The 19,855-nt window shown below is 42.5% G+C and carries 13 protein-coding genes; 3 read left to right on the plus strand and 10 right to left on the minus strand.

Annotated features, from left to right (window positions below):
- The coding region (locus tag C234_RS16300; RefSeq protein ID WP_034538313.1) for an integrase core domain-containing protein at positions 1 to 233 on the plus strand (233 nt) is incomplete at its 5' end.
- A gap of 425 nt (positions 234 to 658) precedes the next feature.
- On the opposite strand, the gene C234_RS0109775 is transcribed toward C234_RS16300, so the two are convergent.
- The 8 genes from C234_RS0109775 to C234_RS0109810 all read right to left on the minus strand — a co-directional run bounded on the left by C234_RS0109775 (position 659) and on the right by C234_RS0109810 (position 12,629).
- Positions 659 to 2,467, minus strand: a complete 1,809-nt coding sequence (locus C234_RS0109775; RefSeq protein WP_027325609.1) for a hypothetical protein — start codon at positions 2,465 to 2,467, stop codon at positions 659 to 661.
- Positions 2,468 to 2,473: 6 nt separating this feature from the next.
- On the minus strand, positions 2,474 to 4,774 hold the full coding sequence (fimD, locus tag C234_RS0109780; protein ID WP_027325610.1) for a fimbrial tip adhesin FimD: 2,301 nt from the start codon (positions 4,772 to 4,774) through the stop codon (positions 2,474 to 2,476).
- 12 nt (positions 4,775 to 4,786) lie between these two features.
- Positions 4,787 to 6,256: a DUF4906 domain-containing protein gene (locus tag C234_RS0109785; RefSeq protein ID WP_034540891.1), complete on the minus strand. Its 1,470-nt coding sequence runs from the start codon at positions 6,254 to 6,256 to the stop codon at positions 4,787 to 4,789.
- A 7-nt stretch (positions 6,257 to 6,263) separates the two neighbouring features.
- Positions 6,264 to 7,748, minus strand: a complete 1,485-nt coding sequence (locus tag C234_RS0109790) for an Mfa1 family fimbria major subunit (RefSeq protein WP_027325612.1) — start codon at positions 7,746 to 7,748, stop codon at positions 6,264 to 6,266.
- Positions 7,749 to 7,824: 76 nt separating this feature from the next.
- On the minus strand, positions 7,825 to 8,805 hold the full coding sequence (locus C234_RS0109795) for a FimB/Mfa2 family fimbrial subunit (RefSeq protein WP_027325613.1): 981 nt from the start codon (positions 8,803 to 8,805) through the stop codon (positions 7,825 to 7,827).
- 88 nt (positions 8,806 to 8,893) lie between these two features.
- Entirely contained in the window at positions 8,894 to 10,534 is a 1,641-nt protein-coding gene (locus tag C234_RS0109800; protein WP_027325614.1) for an Mfa1 family fimbria major subunit, read from the minus strand.
- A 69-nt stretch (positions 10,535 to 10,603) separates the two neighbouring features.
- Positions 10,604 to 12,055 carry an OmpA family protein gene (locus C234_RS16305; protein ID WP_052001936.1) on the minus strand — a complete coding sequence of 484 codons (1,452 nt, stop codon included), beginning with the start codon at positions 12,053 to 12,055 and terminating at the stop codon, positions 10,604 to 10,606.
- Between the two features lie 10 nt (positions 12,056 to 12,065).
- Positions 12,066 to 12,629, minus strand: a complete 564-nt coding sequence (locus tag C234_RS0109810) for a DUF3575 domain-containing protein (protein ID WP_027325615.1) — start codon at positions 12,627 to 12,629, stop codon at positions 12,066 to 12,068.
- Positions 12,630 to 13,125: 496 nt separating this feature from the next.
- On the opposite strand from C234_RS0109810, the gene C234_RS0109815 reads away from it, so the two are divergent.
- Both C234_RS0109815 and C234_RS0109820 read left to right on the plus strand, forming a co-directional pair.
- The gene (locus C234_RS0109815) at positions 13,126 to 15,825 is read left to right on the plus strand and encodes a SusC/RagA family TonB-linked outer membrane protein (RefSeq protein ID WP_248596500.1); all 2,700 of its coding nucleotides are present in this window, start codon (positions 13,126 to 13,128) and stop codon (positions 15,823 to 15,825) included.
- 14 nt (positions 15,826 to 15,839) lie between these two features.
- Positions 15,840 to 17,474, plus strand: a complete 1,635-nt coding sequence (locus C234_RS0109820) for a RagB/SusD family nutrient uptake outer membrane protein (protein WP_034537410.1) — start codon at positions 15,840 to 15,842, stop codon at positions 17,472 to 17,474.
- 499 nt (positions 17,475 to 17,973) lie between these two features.
- On the opposite strand, the gene dnaJ is transcribed toward C234_RS0109820, so the two are convergent.
- Both dnaJ and C234_RS0109830 read right to left on the minus strand, forming a co-directional pair.
- On the minus strand, positions 17,974 to 19,152 hold the full coding sequence (dnaJ, locus tag C234_RS0109825; protein ID WP_027325618.1) for a molecular chaperone DnaJ: 1,179 nt from the start codon (positions 19,150 to 19,152) through the stop codon (positions 17,974 to 17,976).
- Positions 19,153 to 19,206: 54 nt separating this feature from the next.
- On the minus strand, positions 19,207 to 19,788 hold the full coding sequence (locus C234_RS0109830) for a nucleotide exchange factor GrpE (RefSeq protein ID WP_027325619.1): 582 nt from the start codon (positions 19,786 to 19,788) through the stop codon (positions 19,207 to 19,209).
- Positions 19,789 to 19,855: the final 67 nt, after the last annotated feature.

Here is a 19,855-nt window from a genome sequence, read left to right on the forward strand (position 1 = left end):
TGGCCGAGAGGGTAAACAACACCATCAAAAACGAGCTGCTCAAGGATATGGAATTTTTCAGCATCGACGGGGTGAAAGCTGCCCTGGAAGCTGCCATAGACTTCTACAACAACGAACGTCCTCACATGAGTCTGGACGGAATGACGCCGGTAGAGGCGAGCAAGCAGGTTGGAGAAATAAAAAAAAGATGGATCAGCTACCGCGAGAAAGCCATCAAAGAGGTTGTTGCTTAGGAAAATATCACTAACTTTGCATTGACCGACAAAGAATATCCTACACAACCACAGGTCGAGGGGCAGGAAAGGAATCATACCCTGAGATACTCTTACTGGTTATTGTTTGATATTTTTTAAAGTCAACCTAAATAGCAAATAGCGAAAAACGAGCGTCAACTTCTAATAAAAATAAGTATTAACTGAGTCAACCGAATTTGAAAATAAGCCGTAAAGTGGTCAACTAAAAACATTAAACCACAAAGTCAAAAGTTTCCCTTCGATGAAACAAAAGTTTCCCCGGTGGGAAACTTTTGTTTCCCGCTATTGAAACTTTTGTTTCCCCAGTGGGAAACTGACAGTCTGCATATATACGCTTCACCCCCGCCATTAATGGTTGTGGCGGGGGTGAATTACTTGAAATCGATTTTTTAAGAGCTGGTGATTTATTTTAGTTCTACCGTACCGTTATTATAATAGCCGGAAATGAAAGTTACGGTACATTTTCCATTTGTTGTTGTACGTTGGAAATGTATGGTTTCTCTACGGTCGTGTCCATCGGATGATGGATTTTTAACAATATATTCGTAATAAATCTTCTTGTCTTGTTTCACGACTTTCATCTCGTCGTATATGTTGTCGTTTTTGTTCACATACGGACTCAGTTGGTCTGCTTGGATGTATACGCTATACGGAAACAATGTTTTAGGCAATGTACCGGGTACTGTAAAAATAAGATCTATTCGCTCCCCTTGCGGGTTCGAACTGTGGTTATACTCTTTCAGTTCGAGGTTAAAATTATATTTTTGATGTAGTTTCAGTCTGATCGTGCGCTGTATATGGACTTGTTTGTCGACAGAACTTCCAATGACCGTAAATACGTAATTCTTCTCTTCGTTGACCGGTATTTTTTTTACATTGACAGTGAGCGTGCCGGTTTGTTTGTCAAATCTTGCGTCGTTTATATATTCGTCGTCTGTGAAAGCTCCTGCTAAGATCTTACCGTTATAGAACACATTTACATGTTGCGTAGCCGGGGAACTTAATTTTGGACCTGCGAATCTGATGGTTGTGGCAAAGGAGCCGGGAGATACTCTTACAATATCCGGTTGGTCGACCGACAGCATGAAGTCGCCGTCGCTCACTTGCGGATAATCTTCCAATTCAACCGATGCGAATATATTGTTTCCTGCCGGATTTCTTACCGCTTCATCATAAGTGGGATATCCATCGGTGGATACTTTATTCACGGTAATCGTAAAATGCCAGTTGCGCAAAATATTGAAAGGTACGGAACCTATATAATTTCCGTCATCGTCCACGACTTCTTTTTTGATGTCGATCTTATAATATCCGTGTCTTTTGCCTCCTTTACGTTTACCATATACGATGATCGCCATTTTCTTATCGGCATCGGCTTCTGTATTATTGTATTCGAAAACAGTCAATGAACTTTTGTTATTCTGTTCATTCCCTACTTTATGCAACGCCGTATTGGGAAGTATTGTGGGGGAAACCGGTTTGTATGGAAAATTATAAAGCACATCTTTGTACGCTTCCTCCGAAGGATCACTCATGTTGATTTTCGAGTGAAATGGAGCTACCGTTCCCCTGTCGGGGGCATTGTTGATGCAAAAACCGGAAAGAGTGAATTCGTTGTCTTCATTATTCAAAGATATTTTCGCTTCGTTTCGTAAAAGTTTGAAAGCTTTGTTGTGAAACGAATTTTTCCCTATCGTGTTGAATTTAATTGACTGCCAATAAATAATTTGATTGCTGTTCTGGGAATATAATGCAGGTATTATTTCTCCTTCGTCAGAACCTTCCAATTCATAATCTTTTTTGAATCCTTCCCAGTCATAATTGGAAATAAAATGTATAATGCGTGGGCTGTTGCTTGAAAGCAGAGTTACGGAAAACCGGTAAAGCTCGTTAGACACAGGTTCGTTGGCTTCTTTGGGGAGGTACTCTATACCCGGGGGTGAGGTTACAATTTGATTTAACACAGCCTTTGCCCGATAAAGATAACGGTGATCTTTATCGAATACCACAAGATAGAGGTTTTTAATAGATTGAACATTTCGCGTGGCGATGCCTTGTCCGGGAAGATTGGCTGTGATGGACAAGGTAATGGGAGTGCCGTCTGCCAATAACGGTTCATCTCCTTTCGATTCCACGACGGAATCGTTATGGCATGAATAGAGAGCGCTTATGCTCAACAATGCCAAGCTGATATATTTAATGAATACTTTCATGGCTCATTATTTATTATAGGTGTCGAAAACCGGGCGTATAGCCACTAGATCTTTTGCTCTTTTATGTATTTCCCTTTTGTTTTTAAAGTCGTATGCGTAATGATTTTTTGCAGACCAATATTCGCTTCCCCAAAGCAAGTTTTTAACCGCGCTGTTAGGATCGCTTTGTATCTTGACAATCAATGCCAATTCCGCCATACTGGGAATACGCCAATAGCCGTCTTTTTCGAATGTAAACATTCTGTACGCTTCTATCTCTTTTCTTCCATATTGATCTCCATAAATATATTTTTCTCCTGTTTTGCCGTATTTATCTTCCCAATAGTTATGGGCACGGCTTTCTGCATTATTATAGTCACGATATCTCGAGGTGCGCCAACCATATTGGGTCCAATATTTATATTCATCTATAAAAAAATTCTCTGTATTTATGTTCAGCCAGTCTTGCCAACCATATTTTACATCGTTTACTGTCGTGTATTGAGGAACTGGTATACTCATTCCCCATTGTGATGCAATAATAAATTCCGGAGAAGTGATTTTATTAGCTTCCTCGTCACGTCCCGTGTGTCCATCGGAATTGCCCAAAGTAGGATCTCCTACTATTTGTCCTTCTTCAGGAACGAGGGTTGTGACTTTAAAGAGGGTATTGTTTTGTTGATAACCCGCTTGGGGATTTCCGTTCGCATCTAAACCGTTCCTATTATAACTTCCAAAAGCAGAATACCAATAAATAGGATTACCCGTAGACTTCTCTGCTGTCACATATATCGGCGGATATTGCGTAACTTTTACATCTTGAAATAACGGGGCGCCGGTTTCACCCGGCTCTTTTACATGCTGTACACGAAAATCAATTGTCAAAGGCACATAATTGATAGGAATAGGACTTTCGATATGAAGGTATTTTAATCCGTTTTTAATTATGGTTGTGATTTTTATTTTTCCGTTTGCATTAGTGCCATGCACTGTGTGAGCATTTCCCAAATAGTCATATTCCGTATGCGTGGTTCTGATATTCAGTTTGCTTAAATCGATATCCAAATCCGACAAATATTGTACATCGCGCACATGGATGTTGGGCATCTCAGGAGTTAATTCTTTTACCACCAGATAATGAGCTTTCGAGATAGATCCGTCTATCTGGTCGGGCTCGTCCCATTTTTGCACGGTAACGTATCCTGTTATTTCCGTAGGTTTGCCCGGTTCGAGATTCCCTAATTGGCGAATGTTGCAAACAATGTCATACAAGTGATTGCGTTGTAATTTGGAGATTCCCGCTTTTTGCTCTTCGTTCATGCCCGGTTTAGGGAATAAATAGTTTACGGGAATACTGTAATAGTAATCTTTGGTGATGTGCGTGGTCTGTCCGGTAAGGTTCAATCGCAAGATCAGATAAGTACGGAAGTCTCCGTTGTGTGTCCAGCTGTTTTCATAAGAATAGAACGGTACTGTACGTGCGTAAAATTGTTCCCCTTCATATTCTTTTCTTTTCATCGGTTGGTATTCTGTGCTTTGTAGATCGGATAATGATAGGCTCAACGGCGAACCTGCCAATAAACTCGTTTTGTCGGAGTAATTCACTAAACTCACTGTAGGTTCTCCGTTCAACACAAATTTCTCGTTCCCGTCTTTTACATCGATTTCTTTTACACGCAACCGAATTTTAGCGGCAGCACGCGAAAGTTCTACAACTTTCCCGGTGTTTGCCGTAATGTCATAGGTATTGCTTGTGGCCCATGTCATAGAACCTGTTGGGACATTTCCATCCATCAAAAAATCTTTTTGTTTTTCGATGCTATTTGGGTTGAGCGCAGAAGAATTCAGCGCGATTGTACGAATCTGCGGTAATGTTTTATCCTCAAGATTCTCACTGCCATGATAGTTTACTAAAACGTATAGGGTGTAATTCTTACCTGTATATGCTCCCGCAATTCCCGGATCTTTAGGTACATAAATAGTGGCGGTGCCCTCTACGGCGTCGGCTATTGCACCATTTGCCGGATTGCTGCCGGATGATATTACCAAATCGCCTTTGCGTGTGGAATAATACCCTTGTTGAGCTCCTGAGGCATCGTATAAGAATGCGTCCATCACCGTAATTACATTCTCGTTCAGCGGATCGTAATGATTGCCGGCTTCTGTCGCCCGGGTAGCAACAGGCTGTAAAACAGAAGTGTTGAACCGTATGGCATAACTGTTTGTCCGGTCGGCTTTTTTCGCTATCGGCTCTTCTTCCGAAGTGCATGAACCGATAAACAGACAGACACTAAATAATAGACTGAATTGATATATATATTTAATCATACAATTTCAATTTTATATAACTTGTTGTATCATGTATCTCTTGCCGGGACCGGATTTTATTTTATCCCGGATATACTTAGGTACAAGTTGTACCTCTGCTCCGTTTACAGTTAAATACAATTCAGTGCTCCGAATGTATCCTTGCCATGGTTTACGGGCAATAATTTGAAGATTGATTTCATCATCGCTCGCTATTCCGGCAGCTTCAGGATTTCCTTTTATCTCAAAGTCTAGTGTATTGGTGATGCTAAATCGCCACACCGCTCCCGCCGGACTCTTGATTTTGGCTTTTATTGTAATGCTGTTGGCTATTCCTGAATGAAGTAATAAAATATTTCCATCACCCGCACCAATCTCTACGCCCGGCTGGTTCTCGAAATTGCCGGGAGGATCCATCTTTATTTCATCGAAATCTTTGATAGAAGATTCCAGTGTCCACGGTAAAATCTTCCACCCGAATATGATGGATTCTTCGTCCCAGCCTTTAATTTGAGCGTTCAGCGTATATTGTGTGTTCCGTATTACACTGTATGTGGTAAGTTCGTTTTTGTTGGAAGGAACATAAGAATCTGCGCTTTCTGCAAAACTTATATGGTTCAACACCGTGCTGGCGGCTCGCTCTACTCCATGCTTAGCGTATCCGAACGTAAGCGATGTGTTGCCATTGTTTTCGCTACCGTTGGCACGGAGATATTCAGGAATATAGAAGCTCTTGTTGAAAACCGTCGATTGCGCGTAATCGGCGGCTTCGATTCCTTCTAAACGCTGTGATTCGGTGCTTCCTTTGTAAACGCTTTTTGAAGGAAAGAGAGAGTAGTATTTAGGAATGTTGTTGAGTGTAATACCTGTCAGTGTTACCCCTTGAGACATTTCGTTCAGAGCGGAAGTGACTTGCAGTGACACTTTGGCCAAAGCGCGGACTAATAATACATCTACTTTCAGCGGATTATCGATACTATTTGCTGTCGTCACTTTCTTGTTGGATACTTGTGCCGTCATATAGAAAATCGCAGGTTTTGTATTTATACTTTCAAATGGTATTTCCGCTAAAGCGGGGACGTAATAGAGTTCGTCTCTGAAAGTTATTTTTTGTAAAGCGGTAGCTATTGAAGAGTTTTCATTGGCTACAAAATAGAAGTCGTATGTATCGGCCTTTACCGGAATTTTGGCAGCATAGTTTTGAAAGTCTGCTACAGCATGTGTTTTATTGTATCTCAATTCGCCTGTTGCATGAGTGAATATCAACAGACGTATTGTTTCTACCTTATCTTCATTATCAACATTGTCTGTATTAATAGACGCTGAGCTGCCCTGTGAGCGGGTAGAGAATGAGATATAGGAATTATTGCTGTCCGGCATTATATCGGAATAGTTGCTTTCACATGAAACCGCAAATGTACCGAGTATAAATAGGAAGTACACTGTCAATGGCGTGAACGCTCCGTGACGATAAGCTAATGATGTGTTTTTATAACGTTTCATTTGTCGATTATTCTAATATGATATCTGTTTGCTTTCTTATAGTCCATGGGGACACAAGAATGTTAACGGCAATGTATTGTTTCTCTTGATCGTTCGGTTCATCTTCCGGCTGAGGAGGAAGGGGTGAACCCGGGCCCCATATTTTCGCTATTTCTATCTTGTAAGCATGATTGCGCACAACACCATAACGTCCGTAAGCCATTTTCATCGGTTGTTTACCGTCATCGAAATGTCTGATGTATGTAGTGTAATAGTTTTCTCCGTTATAATAGAATTTCAAATTGTTTTTTTCGAATGATCGTGTGAAATCAGAAATACCCAATGTCCCCATATCTTTTTTAAAGCCCTCAGGCATTTCCATTTCTTCATCGGTTTGTGAAGTGGAAGAAGCAATCTTCTCTTTCAATTCGTTCAAAGTCATTAATTTGCCTTTATAGTTTGCCCAACTTTTATCTGTATTATTGAAAGTTAGTGAAGCAGGCAAATATTGGATATTGAAAAGAATACGTGTGGTTGAAAAGCCTCGTTGAGATTCTTCAGTCATCGTGTTTTCGGTTACGTATAGCCCCTTGTCATCATCGAAACCTCCGGTTGATGTTGAAAACATGCCTTCTTCATTATAATACCAAAATTGAGAATGGTCAGAAGAGTTGAAAGTCCCCATATTCGGATCAATGGCATATTGATAATAAGCGGGTGTGGTTGGATTTTCTGTTCCTAAAGAGGCAGGAGTAGTAATGGTTCCGACAGAGACGATGCATTGACCCGGACGGCGCATCCAATATATCTTTTTATTGATAATATCCAATCCGAACATTCTCATGGTTGCAGTCCCGTTCTCTGCCGGAATAGCGGTTTCTGCTTTGGGTGAAACAAATATTTTAGCGACAGAGCGTTCCACTCTTACAGATACGGGAGCGCCTGGCGCTTCAGCTTCTTGTTGGGTCCTTTTCCAATTGGCGTCAGTTGTTTTCGTATATCCTGAGGCATTACACATAAAAATGCCTTCTGAGGAGACCAAGTTATTTACACTTTCTGTGGCGACTACTTCAAATTGAGATTTGGTATTGCCTTTATTAGTTACCGCTTTTACCTTTTCCGTGGGGTTCAATAAAACCAATACTTCCAAATCTTCTTTTTTAAATGAACGGGCTTTTAGCACAAAAGGTGATGCGAACTGTCCGCCCAAGACATCGACCGATGTTATGTCTAACGCATACAGTACCATATTTTGGGAGTCATAGAGAACGATTCGGGCTGAAGAGACTTTTTGTTCACTTATTGTTCCTTCATATAAATCATCGTTGTCTTTGTTGGATATATCTGCTCTTGAAGCTGATGGAGCGTATGAAGGCAGATTGACAGAAACAGTCAGCCAGGCGTTTTCACCATCATTGATAAGTTCGCTTTCTCCGTCAATAACAGGCGAACAAGCAATAAGTAATAGCAAAGAAAGTAAAAAAGAGATTATATGGAACTTGCTATTTGTCATTTGTCTTTTAATTGTTTATGAAGATAAGGAAGGTTAATTTTTATAATTACATGGTTATCCACCGATTGATTTCTGATTAAAAGTTATCTCCCAAATCGATGTTATAACTGTGTAAATCCCATTTAATTAAGTTTACCTCGCAAGCTATGAACTCATATGTTTCACAATCACACACGTCTTTGACATATAATTTAATGTTAAAATCATGTGTGCAGGACAGATCAATATTCGTATCATGGTCGTCGCCTTTGCTTAATAAGATAGAACCGATTAAATCCGCATAAAAAATATTCTTTTTTTCATGCTTGTCATACACTACCAGCTTATTATGATATCCTGTCTGCAATTTCAATGTGTTGAATTTGCTTATCAATGTTTTAGGAGTGGAAGTGGCATCTACTTCTCCCGGGTAGTTGAGTTGTTCTTTATTCCTTGTAATATGACCATCAAAATTCATGCTGCCATTGGCCGAGAAAACAAGAATATCGTATCTCTCAGGATTCTTTATTCCCACCAAAGATACTTGAATACGGTTAGTTTGTTCCAAAATATTAATTTGGGTATGTTCGAAAACCGATCCGAATTCATTAGCTGCAGGTAGTGAAACCTTCTCGCTTGTTCCCATGTATATTTTAAAACCGGGAGTAGGGGTTGCGTTTGCTATTTTATTGACTTCTTTGATCTCGAATAATACCTCATTGAGTGTAGTCTTTCCTATTTCAGTTTTGGCTACAGTATATCGTTCTGCATTAATTCCCGTCCATGCGATGAAGGTGTAGTCGCCTTCTTTCAGAGGAATCAGCATTTCATAATCTTTAGAAAGTTTTGGATTTTGCACTTCTTGTTCGGCTGCAAGAATACCGTTTTTATCGAAAGCAAATACTTTTAAACTTTCGACAACAGGGTAAGTTGAATCTTCCGCACAAGGAGTCTTGGAGTAAAAGCTCACATATACACCTTGGGGACAATCTTTTAAATCGTCATAGATAAGGGAATCACATCCTACAATTGTTCCCAATGCGAATATTGCCAATAATATCTTGTTACGTAAATTCATCTTTACTTTTGCTTAAAGGTTTAAGAAAAAGGGAGGGCGAAAGGGCATCGCCCTCCCTGCTGTTTTTATTTTATTAATTTAAATTCCATTAGTCACCCAATTCAACGGAGTAGGAGTGTACTTGCCATGGTAAGATAACCGTTTCAACAGACATCCATGTTTCTTTCGGAGTCAAAGGATCGTTCGGATTTACAGGAGGATCTTCCGGTTCATAGTCATCGTTCTTAGGCTTCGGGTCCGGATTAGTTGGGAATTCTGGATCGTTCGGATTATTAGGGTTGCTAGGGACCAAAGGATTCCAGTTTGCACCAATTTTTTTGAATCCTGTAATTTCAATATGATAGATATTGTTACGGATAACTGGAGAGTTCAACCACCCTATAGAGGTCTTGTCTGGATTAATCCATGCGTAATACAACACCTTACCCTTGATATAAAGAGAAGCTTCTTGGTTTGCAACACCTTTTTTATCCGTATCATGAGCAGCTTTAATGGTTTCATAAAATACACCATTTTTACCTAAAAAAAAGTCTTTATCTGCAGGGAATGTATAGTTTTCATATGTAGTTCCATCTTCTTTAACCACCACTTGAGGAGTAAATTTTGCACGAACTAACACATAGGCGGTATTACCTTTGCGGTATTTTGTGTTTGCTTGATCAAGTCCTTCTTCATGAGTTGTAGGCAAAATAAATTCACCCCACAAAGCTGTTTTAAGATTATTGGAAATATTATTTAAAGCTGTTTCTGGCGTCTGATTATAAAGATCCTTAGAAGGAACAGGTATTCCTGAAATTCCAGTATCAGTATAGCCTTTCCATAAACCTGAATAATCATATTTGGCAGCATTTTCACTGCTTTGTGTAGATAGTACGTCATAGGCAGGACTTTTAAAGTCTGCTTTCTGTTGAAAATAAAGATTCTTTTCACCCTGACCAACTACATATTTAATGTCGGAAATCTTTCCTAAAACATAATTATCTTCAACAGTTTGCGTCAAACCGTTATCTCCTTTGATCTCTAAAGATATATTAGTAGCTGTTGTAATCATAACACGGGCTGCGGCACGTTTGACTTCAACTTTAGCTCGGTTTGTATTTGAATTTAATGTAGTACTTTCAGTAACACCATCCTGTACATCTACTGTTCCTACTTCTTTTACAGTCATTAAGATAATATCTTTATTTCCTTCAACTCTAGCAACTTTGTCAGCGGCTGTCTTAGGGGTAATAGTTTTGCTTCCTTCTGAGGTTAAATTTAGAATCCCTTGATAGGCAGGTTGGAAATCTACTATTTTAATATGGTTTTTCAGATGATTGGTAGATTCAGTTGTTGGATTCACTACTACATAAACTTTTTTCTCCCCAGGAGTAACTTTGATTCCTTTCAACGGACGAATCATTACCGTCTGATCTGAGGCTGGAGTAAGAACTTGGAATTTTCCAATAGGAAAAGTTTCAAAAGCTTCACGGTCACCTGCAGCATTAAAAACATATACTTCTATCGCTTTCACTTCATCTTGACCAGCCCATTTGCCTATAGAATTATAGTCTGTTTCGTTAGCACGAGTAACGCCGTTAAAAGGCATTGATAAACTTATTGACATGTAAGTAGAGCCTAAATTCTCTTTACCGGTTGTCCCGCCGGCAATGTCGTCGTCACTACATGCAGCAAACACTCCTAATCCCAGAGCCATCGCTGCCATTACTAAAAACTTGTTTGTTTTCATAAATAAAACTTTTAATAAATAAGATTTCTGTTTAATATTTTATAGTTCTCTAGTTTATGTTTCGATTGGTTATTGGTCTTTTTCCGCCTTCTCGAGTTCTTGAAGATTGTGCCGGGCCGCTTGCAAGTCGCCTGCTTTACGGAAACATGCTTTGGCTTTCTCATTTTCACCTTGGCGGGCATAGAGAATGCCTAAATTGTTTTGTGCTTCCGGCATATTGCCCAATGCTATCAAGGCTTCTTCTACGGCATTCGTCCGATTGGCATTTAAACGGCTTGCCATGAGATTCAAACGGCTGACAGGATTGTCGGGATAGACATTGGCGGCTGTCTCAAGCACTTCTTCACGATCGCGGCTGCCTTCGGGATAGCTGTTGGCTACCAAATACATTTCGTTTAAACTAAGCAGTGCGGGTTTGGTTTTGATAACTTCGCGCGCTTCTTCCACACTGAACGGACGCACATTGTATGTAAAGGCATATTCGGTACGACGTAGCGGAGGGTAGAAATTGGTCAGCATGTAGCGGTAAGGATTGCCTGCCGAAAGAGCCATGAGCTTGGCTTCGCGTCCGCCTTCGATGCTGTATCGGTCGATGATATCGAGCACTTCTTCTTTCTTTTCCATTTCCGAGGCTTCTACGGCTTTTACCAAGCCGTCCCAGTCTTCACCGTGTCCGGTGACTTTAAACAGGTTCGATTGCAAACCGTAAGTCTTAGCCAAGTATTCCACAAATGCTTGCGCACGATTGCGTGAAAGGGTGAGGTTGGACGTATAGCTTCCTTCGGGAGAGGCGTATCCGTCGATGGCTACATTGGTTACCGTCAGGTCTTTATTGCCCATGATGTTGCGTGCCACGCTGTCTACCCGGGCGAATTCGCGGGCATTCCCTTGGAAGTCGCGAAGCAGTTCGTAGCGGCCTACCACAAAATTGAAGCGGGCTACAAAACGGTCGGAACGAACTTTGACTGGTTCCGGCTCAGGCGTAACGTAAGCTACTGTATATTGGGGTACGTAACGTTCGGACAATAAACGATCGGTTAATTTATAGCGCATATAACCTTGCTCGCACATGGCACAGCCGCCGGCGTATTCGTCGACTTGTATGCTGGCGCTGCGCATCCATTCTTCGAAGGGTATTGAAAACTCTATGGGAATGTGCTGCGACGTTGAGTTGCGGCGACGGATCATTTGTTCGGGTTGGGGCTCGGCGGGCATGGGGGAGAGTTCTCCTCTTTTATAAAGAATCATGGGTACGCGGCTTCCTACCATGACCGGTGTAAAACGGCGAACTTGATTGCCGTCTGCCGAGACCAGCATGGGAGTAAGTGTCAGCATGCTTTGTCTTTTCAGACGCAGGCTGTCGAGAATGATGTTGAACGTAGCATGGATTTGATTGTCTTTGCGTTCGATTTGAGGAGTATCGAAACCGATTCCTCCTGTGTAAGCCGTTTTTTGAGCATATACGGAGCTTGCGCCGGCAAGCAGGGCTGATAAAATTATTGTGGAAAAATATTTGTTCATCGCTTTGCACTTATTTAATGACATATACTAAAGAGATAGCAGCCCGGGTAGGACCAAAATAGCCTTTAGAAGAATCTTTCAGTTTCTTTCCGCAAGTGGCGCAAGGATATTTGCGATAGTCGAGATATGCATATCCGGCGCCTATTTCTGCTTCGAGGCCCCAATGTTTGGAGAGAACCCATTGATAGCCAATGGATGCGCCGCCGCCGACAAACCAGCCTTCGTAACGATAATCTTTTACGGTATGCAATATTCCGAAAGGAAGTTTGTAGTTGCCTACATTGAACTGTCCGCCATGGGCGTGCACTCCTACAAACCAACCGTTGAAGCGGGAGCAAAACCAGTAACGGTACTCGGGTTGAAGCAACCAATGCTTAAACTTTTTATTATTACTATAAGTGAAAGGATTTACAGCTCCCATGATTTCGAGAGTGTGTTTCTTTCCGGTAGAAATTTCTACTGAAGCGTTGGGAGTCAAGAAAACTCCATCGTAGAATAAATTGTTTTTGATAGCGATCTGTTGAGAGGATCCTTTGGCTATTCCTATCAGTGCCAATACCAGTAACACCCCCATTCGTCGAAATTGTTGCACCATGTGACTTGTTTGTTTTTTGAATCAATGAGCAGAATAATCAACTTTCTGATTCAATAGGTTAAATTATTATCCTTTTGCTAACTCGTTAAATTCTTATTGTTTTCTAGGTTTTCGTATCGTTTTTTCTTGATTTTTTCAAACGAATTAGACTTTACCATCCTTTAAATGGATAAATGATTATTCATTTCTCCTGTTATCCAATATTTTAAGACCTTGTTTGTGATAAATAATGATAGGGGTGTTTTATTTATCTGCGGCAAAGATAAACAATATATGATTAGCATATACAAGTTTTAGGATTAAAAAAGGTTAAGAGGCTTTTTTGTTATAGTTTCTTCGCTCAATGAATATGAGAAGTTTTTGCCGTCTGAGAAACCGAAACAGGTGTTTTATTGTTGTATTTACATATAACACCTTAAATAATCACTTTATGAGAAAACAAAAAAAACTTGTATTTTCTGTGCTTATTCTGTGGATGCTTTCTCTTTGTTCTCTCCATGCGCAGAAGAAAGAACTTCCACGCATAGATTCATTGGTTACGGTGGGATATGCTACCGGAAGCTTGAAGACCATTTCGGGTTCTGTAGAGAAGATTACAGAAAGGCAGATGCACAAAGATCAAATCACGAACCCGTTGGAAGCAATTCGAGGACGCGTTCCTGGATTGACCATCCAACGGGGAAGTAATGGACCGGCGGCTTTGGATGCGGTACGTTTGCGAGGTACGACTTCGTTGACCAGCGGGAATGATCCGTTGATTATTGTGGATGGAGTGTTTGGGGATCTAAATATGCTTGCGTCTATTTATCCTACCGATATCGAAAGTATTACAATCTTGAAAGACGCTTCGGAGACTGCGCAATACGGTTCGAGAGGAGCGTCGGGGGTTATCGAGATTACGACCAAGAAAGGGGACTCCGGGAAGACTCAGGTAAGTTATAACAGTACATTGGGAATATCCGCCGTTTATAAGAATCTGAAGATGCTTTCGGCAGATGAGTTTCGGCGAGTAGCTTCAGAGCGGGATATTTCGATACTCGATAAGGGAAATGATACCGACTTTCAGAAAGAAATAGAGCAAGTAGGTTTGCAACAGAATCATCATGTGGCTTTTAACGGAGGATCGGCTTCATCTCATTACCGGGTGTCTCTTGGTTTCATGGATAGGCAGGGAGTCATATTGAATGAGAAAATGAAAAATTTTACCTCGAACATGAATATGTCTCAGCAGGTGTTCGACGGTTTTTTAATTTGTGAGCTGGGAATGTTCGGCTCGATTCAGAAAAACCGTAATCTGGTAGATATACAAAAGACTTTCTATTCGGCTGCCACGTTTAATCCAACTTTTCCGGATCATAAAGATCCTGTCACTCATTCATGGGATCAGATTACTACGGCAAGTCAGATTACGAATCCGTTGGCTTGGATGGAAGTGAAAGACCGGGACGCAACTTCGCACATCAGTACACATGCCCGGCTGAGGTTTAACTTGTCGGACGAGTGGAAATTGACTTGTTTCGGAGCCTATACATATAATATGGTGGAGAATTCTCAATATTTGCCTACTTCGGTCTGGGCTCACGGCCAAGCATACAAAGGAGTGAAAAAGATGGAATCGTGGCTCGGGAATATGATGCTGACATATAAGAAGAATTGGAAAAAACATCTTCTTGATGTGTTGGCGTTGGCGGAACTTCAGAAAGAGACGCATACGGGATTTTATACCACCGTGACTAATTTCAGTACCGATTTGTTCGGGTACGACAACCTGCAAGCGGGAGCGATCAGGCTGTGGGAAGGAACAAATTCATACTATGAAGAACCGCGATCGGTTTCATTTATGGGACGTTTCAATTATACGTTTGCCGACCGGTATGTGCTGACTGTAAATGCGCGTACCGACGCTTCCTCTAAATTCGGGGATAACCATAAGTGGGGGTTTTTTCCTTCTGTTTCCGCAGCTTGGGTAATAAGTGAGGAGAAATTTATGGAACGATTCCCGATAATCGATAATCTGAAGATTCGGTTGGGATATGGTTTGGCGGGAAATCAGGGTGGAATAGATTCGTATACGACTTTACATCTGGTTAAACCGAACGGGGTGGCTCCGATAGGGAACTCGCCGGTGGTATCGTTGGGAGATTTGCGGAATACGAACCCCGACTTGAAATGGGAAGTAAAGCATACGTTCAATGCCGGCGTGGATGCGGCGTTGTTCGGCAACCGTCTGTTGTTTTCGGTCAATTATTATCACTCCAAAACAAAAGACATGCTTTATCTTTATAATGTGTCTGTTCCGCCTTTTATTTATAATACTCTGTTGGCGAATATCGGATCCATGCGAAACACCGGTACGGAGATTGCGGTGGGAGTGACTCCTCTAAAGACGAAAGATATGGAGCTGAATATAAATGCCAATCTTTCTTTTCAGCAGAACAAACTGCTTTCTTTGAGCGGCATCTATAATGGTGAGATGCTTTACGGGCCTCCGTATAAAAGTTTGGCAAGCCTTAATGGAGCGGGATTCCACGGAGGATACAACCACATTGTTTATCAAATGGTGGGGCAACCTTTGGGAGTATTCTATTTGCCCCATAGCAAAGGGTTGGTTGATGATGGGGCCGGAGGTTATTTGTATGAAGTTTCCGACTTGAACGGAGGGGGAGTCAGCCTGGAAGACGGTGAAGACCGCTATGTGGCAGGGCAGGCTGTACCCAAAGCTATATTGGGATCGAATATCAGCCTCCGATATAAACGGTTTGATTTGTCGGTGCAAATCAACGGAGCGTTCGGGCACAAAATTTACAACGGTACGTCGCTGACTTATATGAACATGAATATTTTCCCCGATTACAATGTAATGAAGAAAGCGCCCGCGCAAAATATCAAGGATCAGACTGCGACCGATTATTGGCTGGAGAGAGGGGATTACGTGAATTTCGATTATCTGACGCTCGGGTGGAATGTTCCGCTGGATCGACTCTCAGGAGTAAAGAAATACATTCGTTCGCTGAGATTGGCATTTACTGTCAATAATCTGGCGACTATTACCGGTTACTCCGGACTTTCGCCTATGATCAACAGCTCTACGGTGAATGAAACGCTGGGAGTGGACGACAAACGGGGATATCCGATAGCACGGACTTATACGTTGGGAGTGAGTGTTAACTTTTAATGGAGGAAGAAAGAATGAAACAGTTTTATAAAAAGATTGTCTGGCTTCTGGGAATAGGAATCGTTTTAGGATCGTGCGATCATTTTCTGAGGGAAGAGCCGAGAGACAAGCTTCCGGAAGAAGAAGCCTATAATACGCTTTCGAATTTGTATCTCAATGCTGTGGCTTCATTATATACTTATATAGGAGGATTCGAGGATAGCCAGGGATTGCAAGGGACGGGCAGAGGAGTGTATGACCTGAATACATTTACAACCGATGAGGCCATTGTGCCCACACGCGGCGGAGACTGGTATGACGGCGGATTTTGGCAAGGATTATTCTTGCATAAATGGGGAATCGATAATGATGCTGTTCAGGCAACATGGGAGTATTTATATAAGGTGGTGATGCTTTGCAACAAATCGCTGGAGAAGATCGACCGGTTCGGCGACTTGCATCCCGATGCCGATTTGTCTGTTTTTAGAGCGGAGGTTCGGGCAATCAGGGCAATGTATTATTATTATCTTATGGATTTGTTCGGCTCTGTGCCGTTAGTACTTTCTTCATCTCCGTCGATAACAGAGGTCTCACAGAGCGAACGCAGGGTAGTTTTCGATTTTGTTGTGAAGCAGTTGCAGCAAGCTCTTCCTTTGTTGAGCGATGCCCATAGCAATTTGTCGGGCCCTTATTACGGTCGCGTTACTCGTCCGGTGGCGATGTTCCTGCTCGCCAAGCTCGCTTTAAACGCCGAAATTTATACCGATAACGACTGGACGGACGGCAATCGTCCCGATGGTAAAAATATCTTTTTTGAGGTGGGTGGCAACCGGCTCAATGCCTGGCAGACAGTGATAGCGTATTGCGACCGCCTGAAAGAAGCGGGTTATCGGTTGGAGCCGGATTATAAGGCTAATTTTGCCGTGTTCAATGAATCGTCTGTAGAAAACATTTTCACTATTCCGATGAACAAGACGATGTATACCAATCAGATGCAATATATGTTCCGGTCGCGCCATTACAATCATGCCAAGGCTTATGGATTGGGAGGAGAGAATGGGCCGAGCGCCACAATCGAAGCATTGGAGGCATTCGGTTATGGGACGAAGAACCAAGACCCGCGCTTCGACTACTGTTATTTTGCCGACATCGTGTACGATCTGAAAGGCAAGCCGGTACTGCTTGATGATGGCAAGACGGTGTTGAAATACCTGCCTTGGAAAGTGGCTTTGGATGTGTCGAATACTCCGTATATGCAAACGGCGGGCGCGCGAATGAAGAAATATGAAGTGGATGAAACGGGAACGAAGGATGGCAAGCTGATAGAAAACGATATTGTTTTATTCCGTTATGCCGACATTCTGTTGATGAAGAGCGAAGCGAAAGTGCGTAACGGCGGGAATGGCGATGCCGAGTTGAACGAAGTACGGCAACGGGTAAACGCTCCTCGGCGAACAGCCACATTGGAAAATCTGCTTATCGAAAGACAGCTGGAACTGGCTTGGGAGGGTTGGCGGCGTCAAGATCTCATCCGTTTCGGAATGTTTACCAGAGCTTACAACAGTCGTCCGCAATTGCCGGATGAGGAAAACGGATACACTACCGTATTTCCTATTCCCGAGAAAATACGGGTGATGAATACGGGGTGGAAACAGAATCCGGGATATTAATAATGGAAACTGAAAAAGTATTTCATATTTATTGACCGAAAGTTTCAGTCTAAATCTTGGGCTATATAGAGGGTGAGAATTTTAAAATTCATATTATACAGGGCATAAAAGCGTAGAGAAGCGCCCTCTACTTATAATCTACAAGCAAAATCACAAAGGCTTTCGCAAAGCGGGAATCTTTTCAATGCTTTTTTAGAAAGATAGCTTCTTTCTTTAGTAAGATAGCGTCCGGAGTGTCGAATAAACAGTTTGAAAAGTATTCGACACTCCGGACGCTATCTTATTTTGTGGAAACAGTGACTTGACAGAAGAAGCCCTATTGTTTCTTGGAAGCGCAGTCACCAATCTCTTTTGGGGAACTTAATGCTTAATCATCGAAGCTTCATCTGTTCTCAAAAGATCGACTGCAAAGCAGACGGAGCATAACCACTGGCCAACTTAATCGGTTTCATCAGTTCTCAAAAGCCCGATTGCCCGTTACTTTTGCGGAGGTTATTGTTTAATCGAAGAAACTTTTGAATTTCTTGAAAATCTTTTCCTTTACCGATCCGCTTGGTTTGAAGCTGTCGGAATCGTCCCACTTCTCAAGTGTGCTCTTTTCTTCCTTACTCAAGGTTTCCGGCACATAGATACTGATGTTTACCAACAAATCACCCGTTCCGTAGCCGTTTACGCTGGGGAGTCCTTTGCCGCGAAGGCGAAGCACTTTGCCCGGTTGCGTACCGGAGTCGATTTTTACTTTAACCTTGCCGTCGATGGTGGGAATTTCTACCGCGCCGCCCAACGCTGCCGTCGGGAAACTGAGCAGAAGATTGTAGATCAGGTCGTTTTCATCGCGGATCAATTCCGGATGTGTTTCTTCTTCCACCAATATCAACAAATCGCCCGGAATACCGTTTTGCTTGCCGGCATTTCCTTTGCCTCCCATAGAAAGCTGCATGCCTTCCGCCACTCCGGCAGGTATTTTCACCGTTACCACTTCTTCGCCATAAACGATACCTTCGCCTCCACACTCTTTGCATTTGGTCTTGATGACTTTTCCTCCACCGTTACAAGTGGGGCAGGTGGATCGGGTTTGCATGGTTCCCAGAATGGTTTGCTGATTGCGGATCACTGTTCCGCTGCCTTTACAAGTCGGGCACGTTTCGGAACCGCCGTCGCCTTCCGCCCCGCTTCCGTGACAGTGATTGCAGGACACATATTTTTTCAGTTTGAATTTCTTCTCTACTCCTGTGGAAATCTCTTTCAGTGTCAGCTTCACCTTCACGCGAAGATCGCTTCCGCGATGCCGGCGTTGTTGAGTGCTTCCGCCTCCGAATCCTCCGAATCCGCTGAAGCCCCCGCTGAATCCGCCACGCCCTCCGAAGATGTCGCCGAACATGGAGAAGATGTCGTCCATAGACATTCCTTCACCGCCGAATCCTCCGAACGGACCGCCATTACCCGCAGCTCCGCTCATTCCGGCATGTCCGAACTGGTCATAGCGCGCCCGTTTGTCGGGATTACTCAATACATCGTATGCTTCCGCCGCTTCTTTGAATTTCTCTTCCGCCGACTTGTCGCCCGGATTCTTGTCGGGGTGGTATTGAATCGCTTTTTTGCGATAAGCTTTTTTTATTTCGTCTGCCGTAGCGCCCTTCGAGACCTCCAGCACTTCATAATAATCTCTTTTTGCCATTTTTTATTCAGTTATGGGAAAATTCAACGTATCGTTCGATACCAATCAACTTATTTACTCTCCGACTACTACTTTCGAATGACGGATAACCTTGTCGTTCAACGTGTAACCGGTTTGTACACAATCCAGAATTTTCCCTTTCAACTCTTCCGAAGGCGCGGGGATTACGGCGATTGCCTCATGGTAATCGGTGTCCAGCGGCTGCTCTTTCGTATCTATTACCTTTACTCCGTTCTGCCCGAGGGTAGTCATGAGTTTGTTGTAGATCAGCTCTATTCCTTCTTTCACGGCAGCTACGTCCGTAGCGGTTTCCATTGTTTTGATGGCGCGTTCAAAATCGTCGATCACCGGAAGAATACTGCCGATACTCTTTTCGCTGCCGTTCAGTATCAGTTCGGCTTTTTCTTTGAGGGTGCGTTTGCGGTAATTGTCGAATTCGGCAGACAAGCGCAAGAACTTATCTTTTTGCTCTTCAATGGTGGCCTGAGCCTCTTCCAATTCTTTTTCCAACTCTTCTTCGCGGGTCAACGGGATTTGCTCTTCCGTTTGTTGGTCTTGCGTCTCTTCTGCGGCTGCGTCGTGAGTTTCCTCAACGTTCAGCTCTTCTTCTCTCACTTTTTTTTCTTTTGGATCCATATCTTAATTTTCTTTATATTCATGCTACTGCTTTCCTCAGCAAAAACTTTGCCATTTTGGCTTTCCT

This window comes from Bacteroides pyogenes DSM 20611 = JCM 6294 (assembly GCF_000428105.1).
Taxonomy (GTDB): domain Bacteria; phylum Bacteroidota; class Bacteroidia; order Bacteroidales; family Bacteroidaceae; genus Bacteroides; species Bacteroides pyogenes.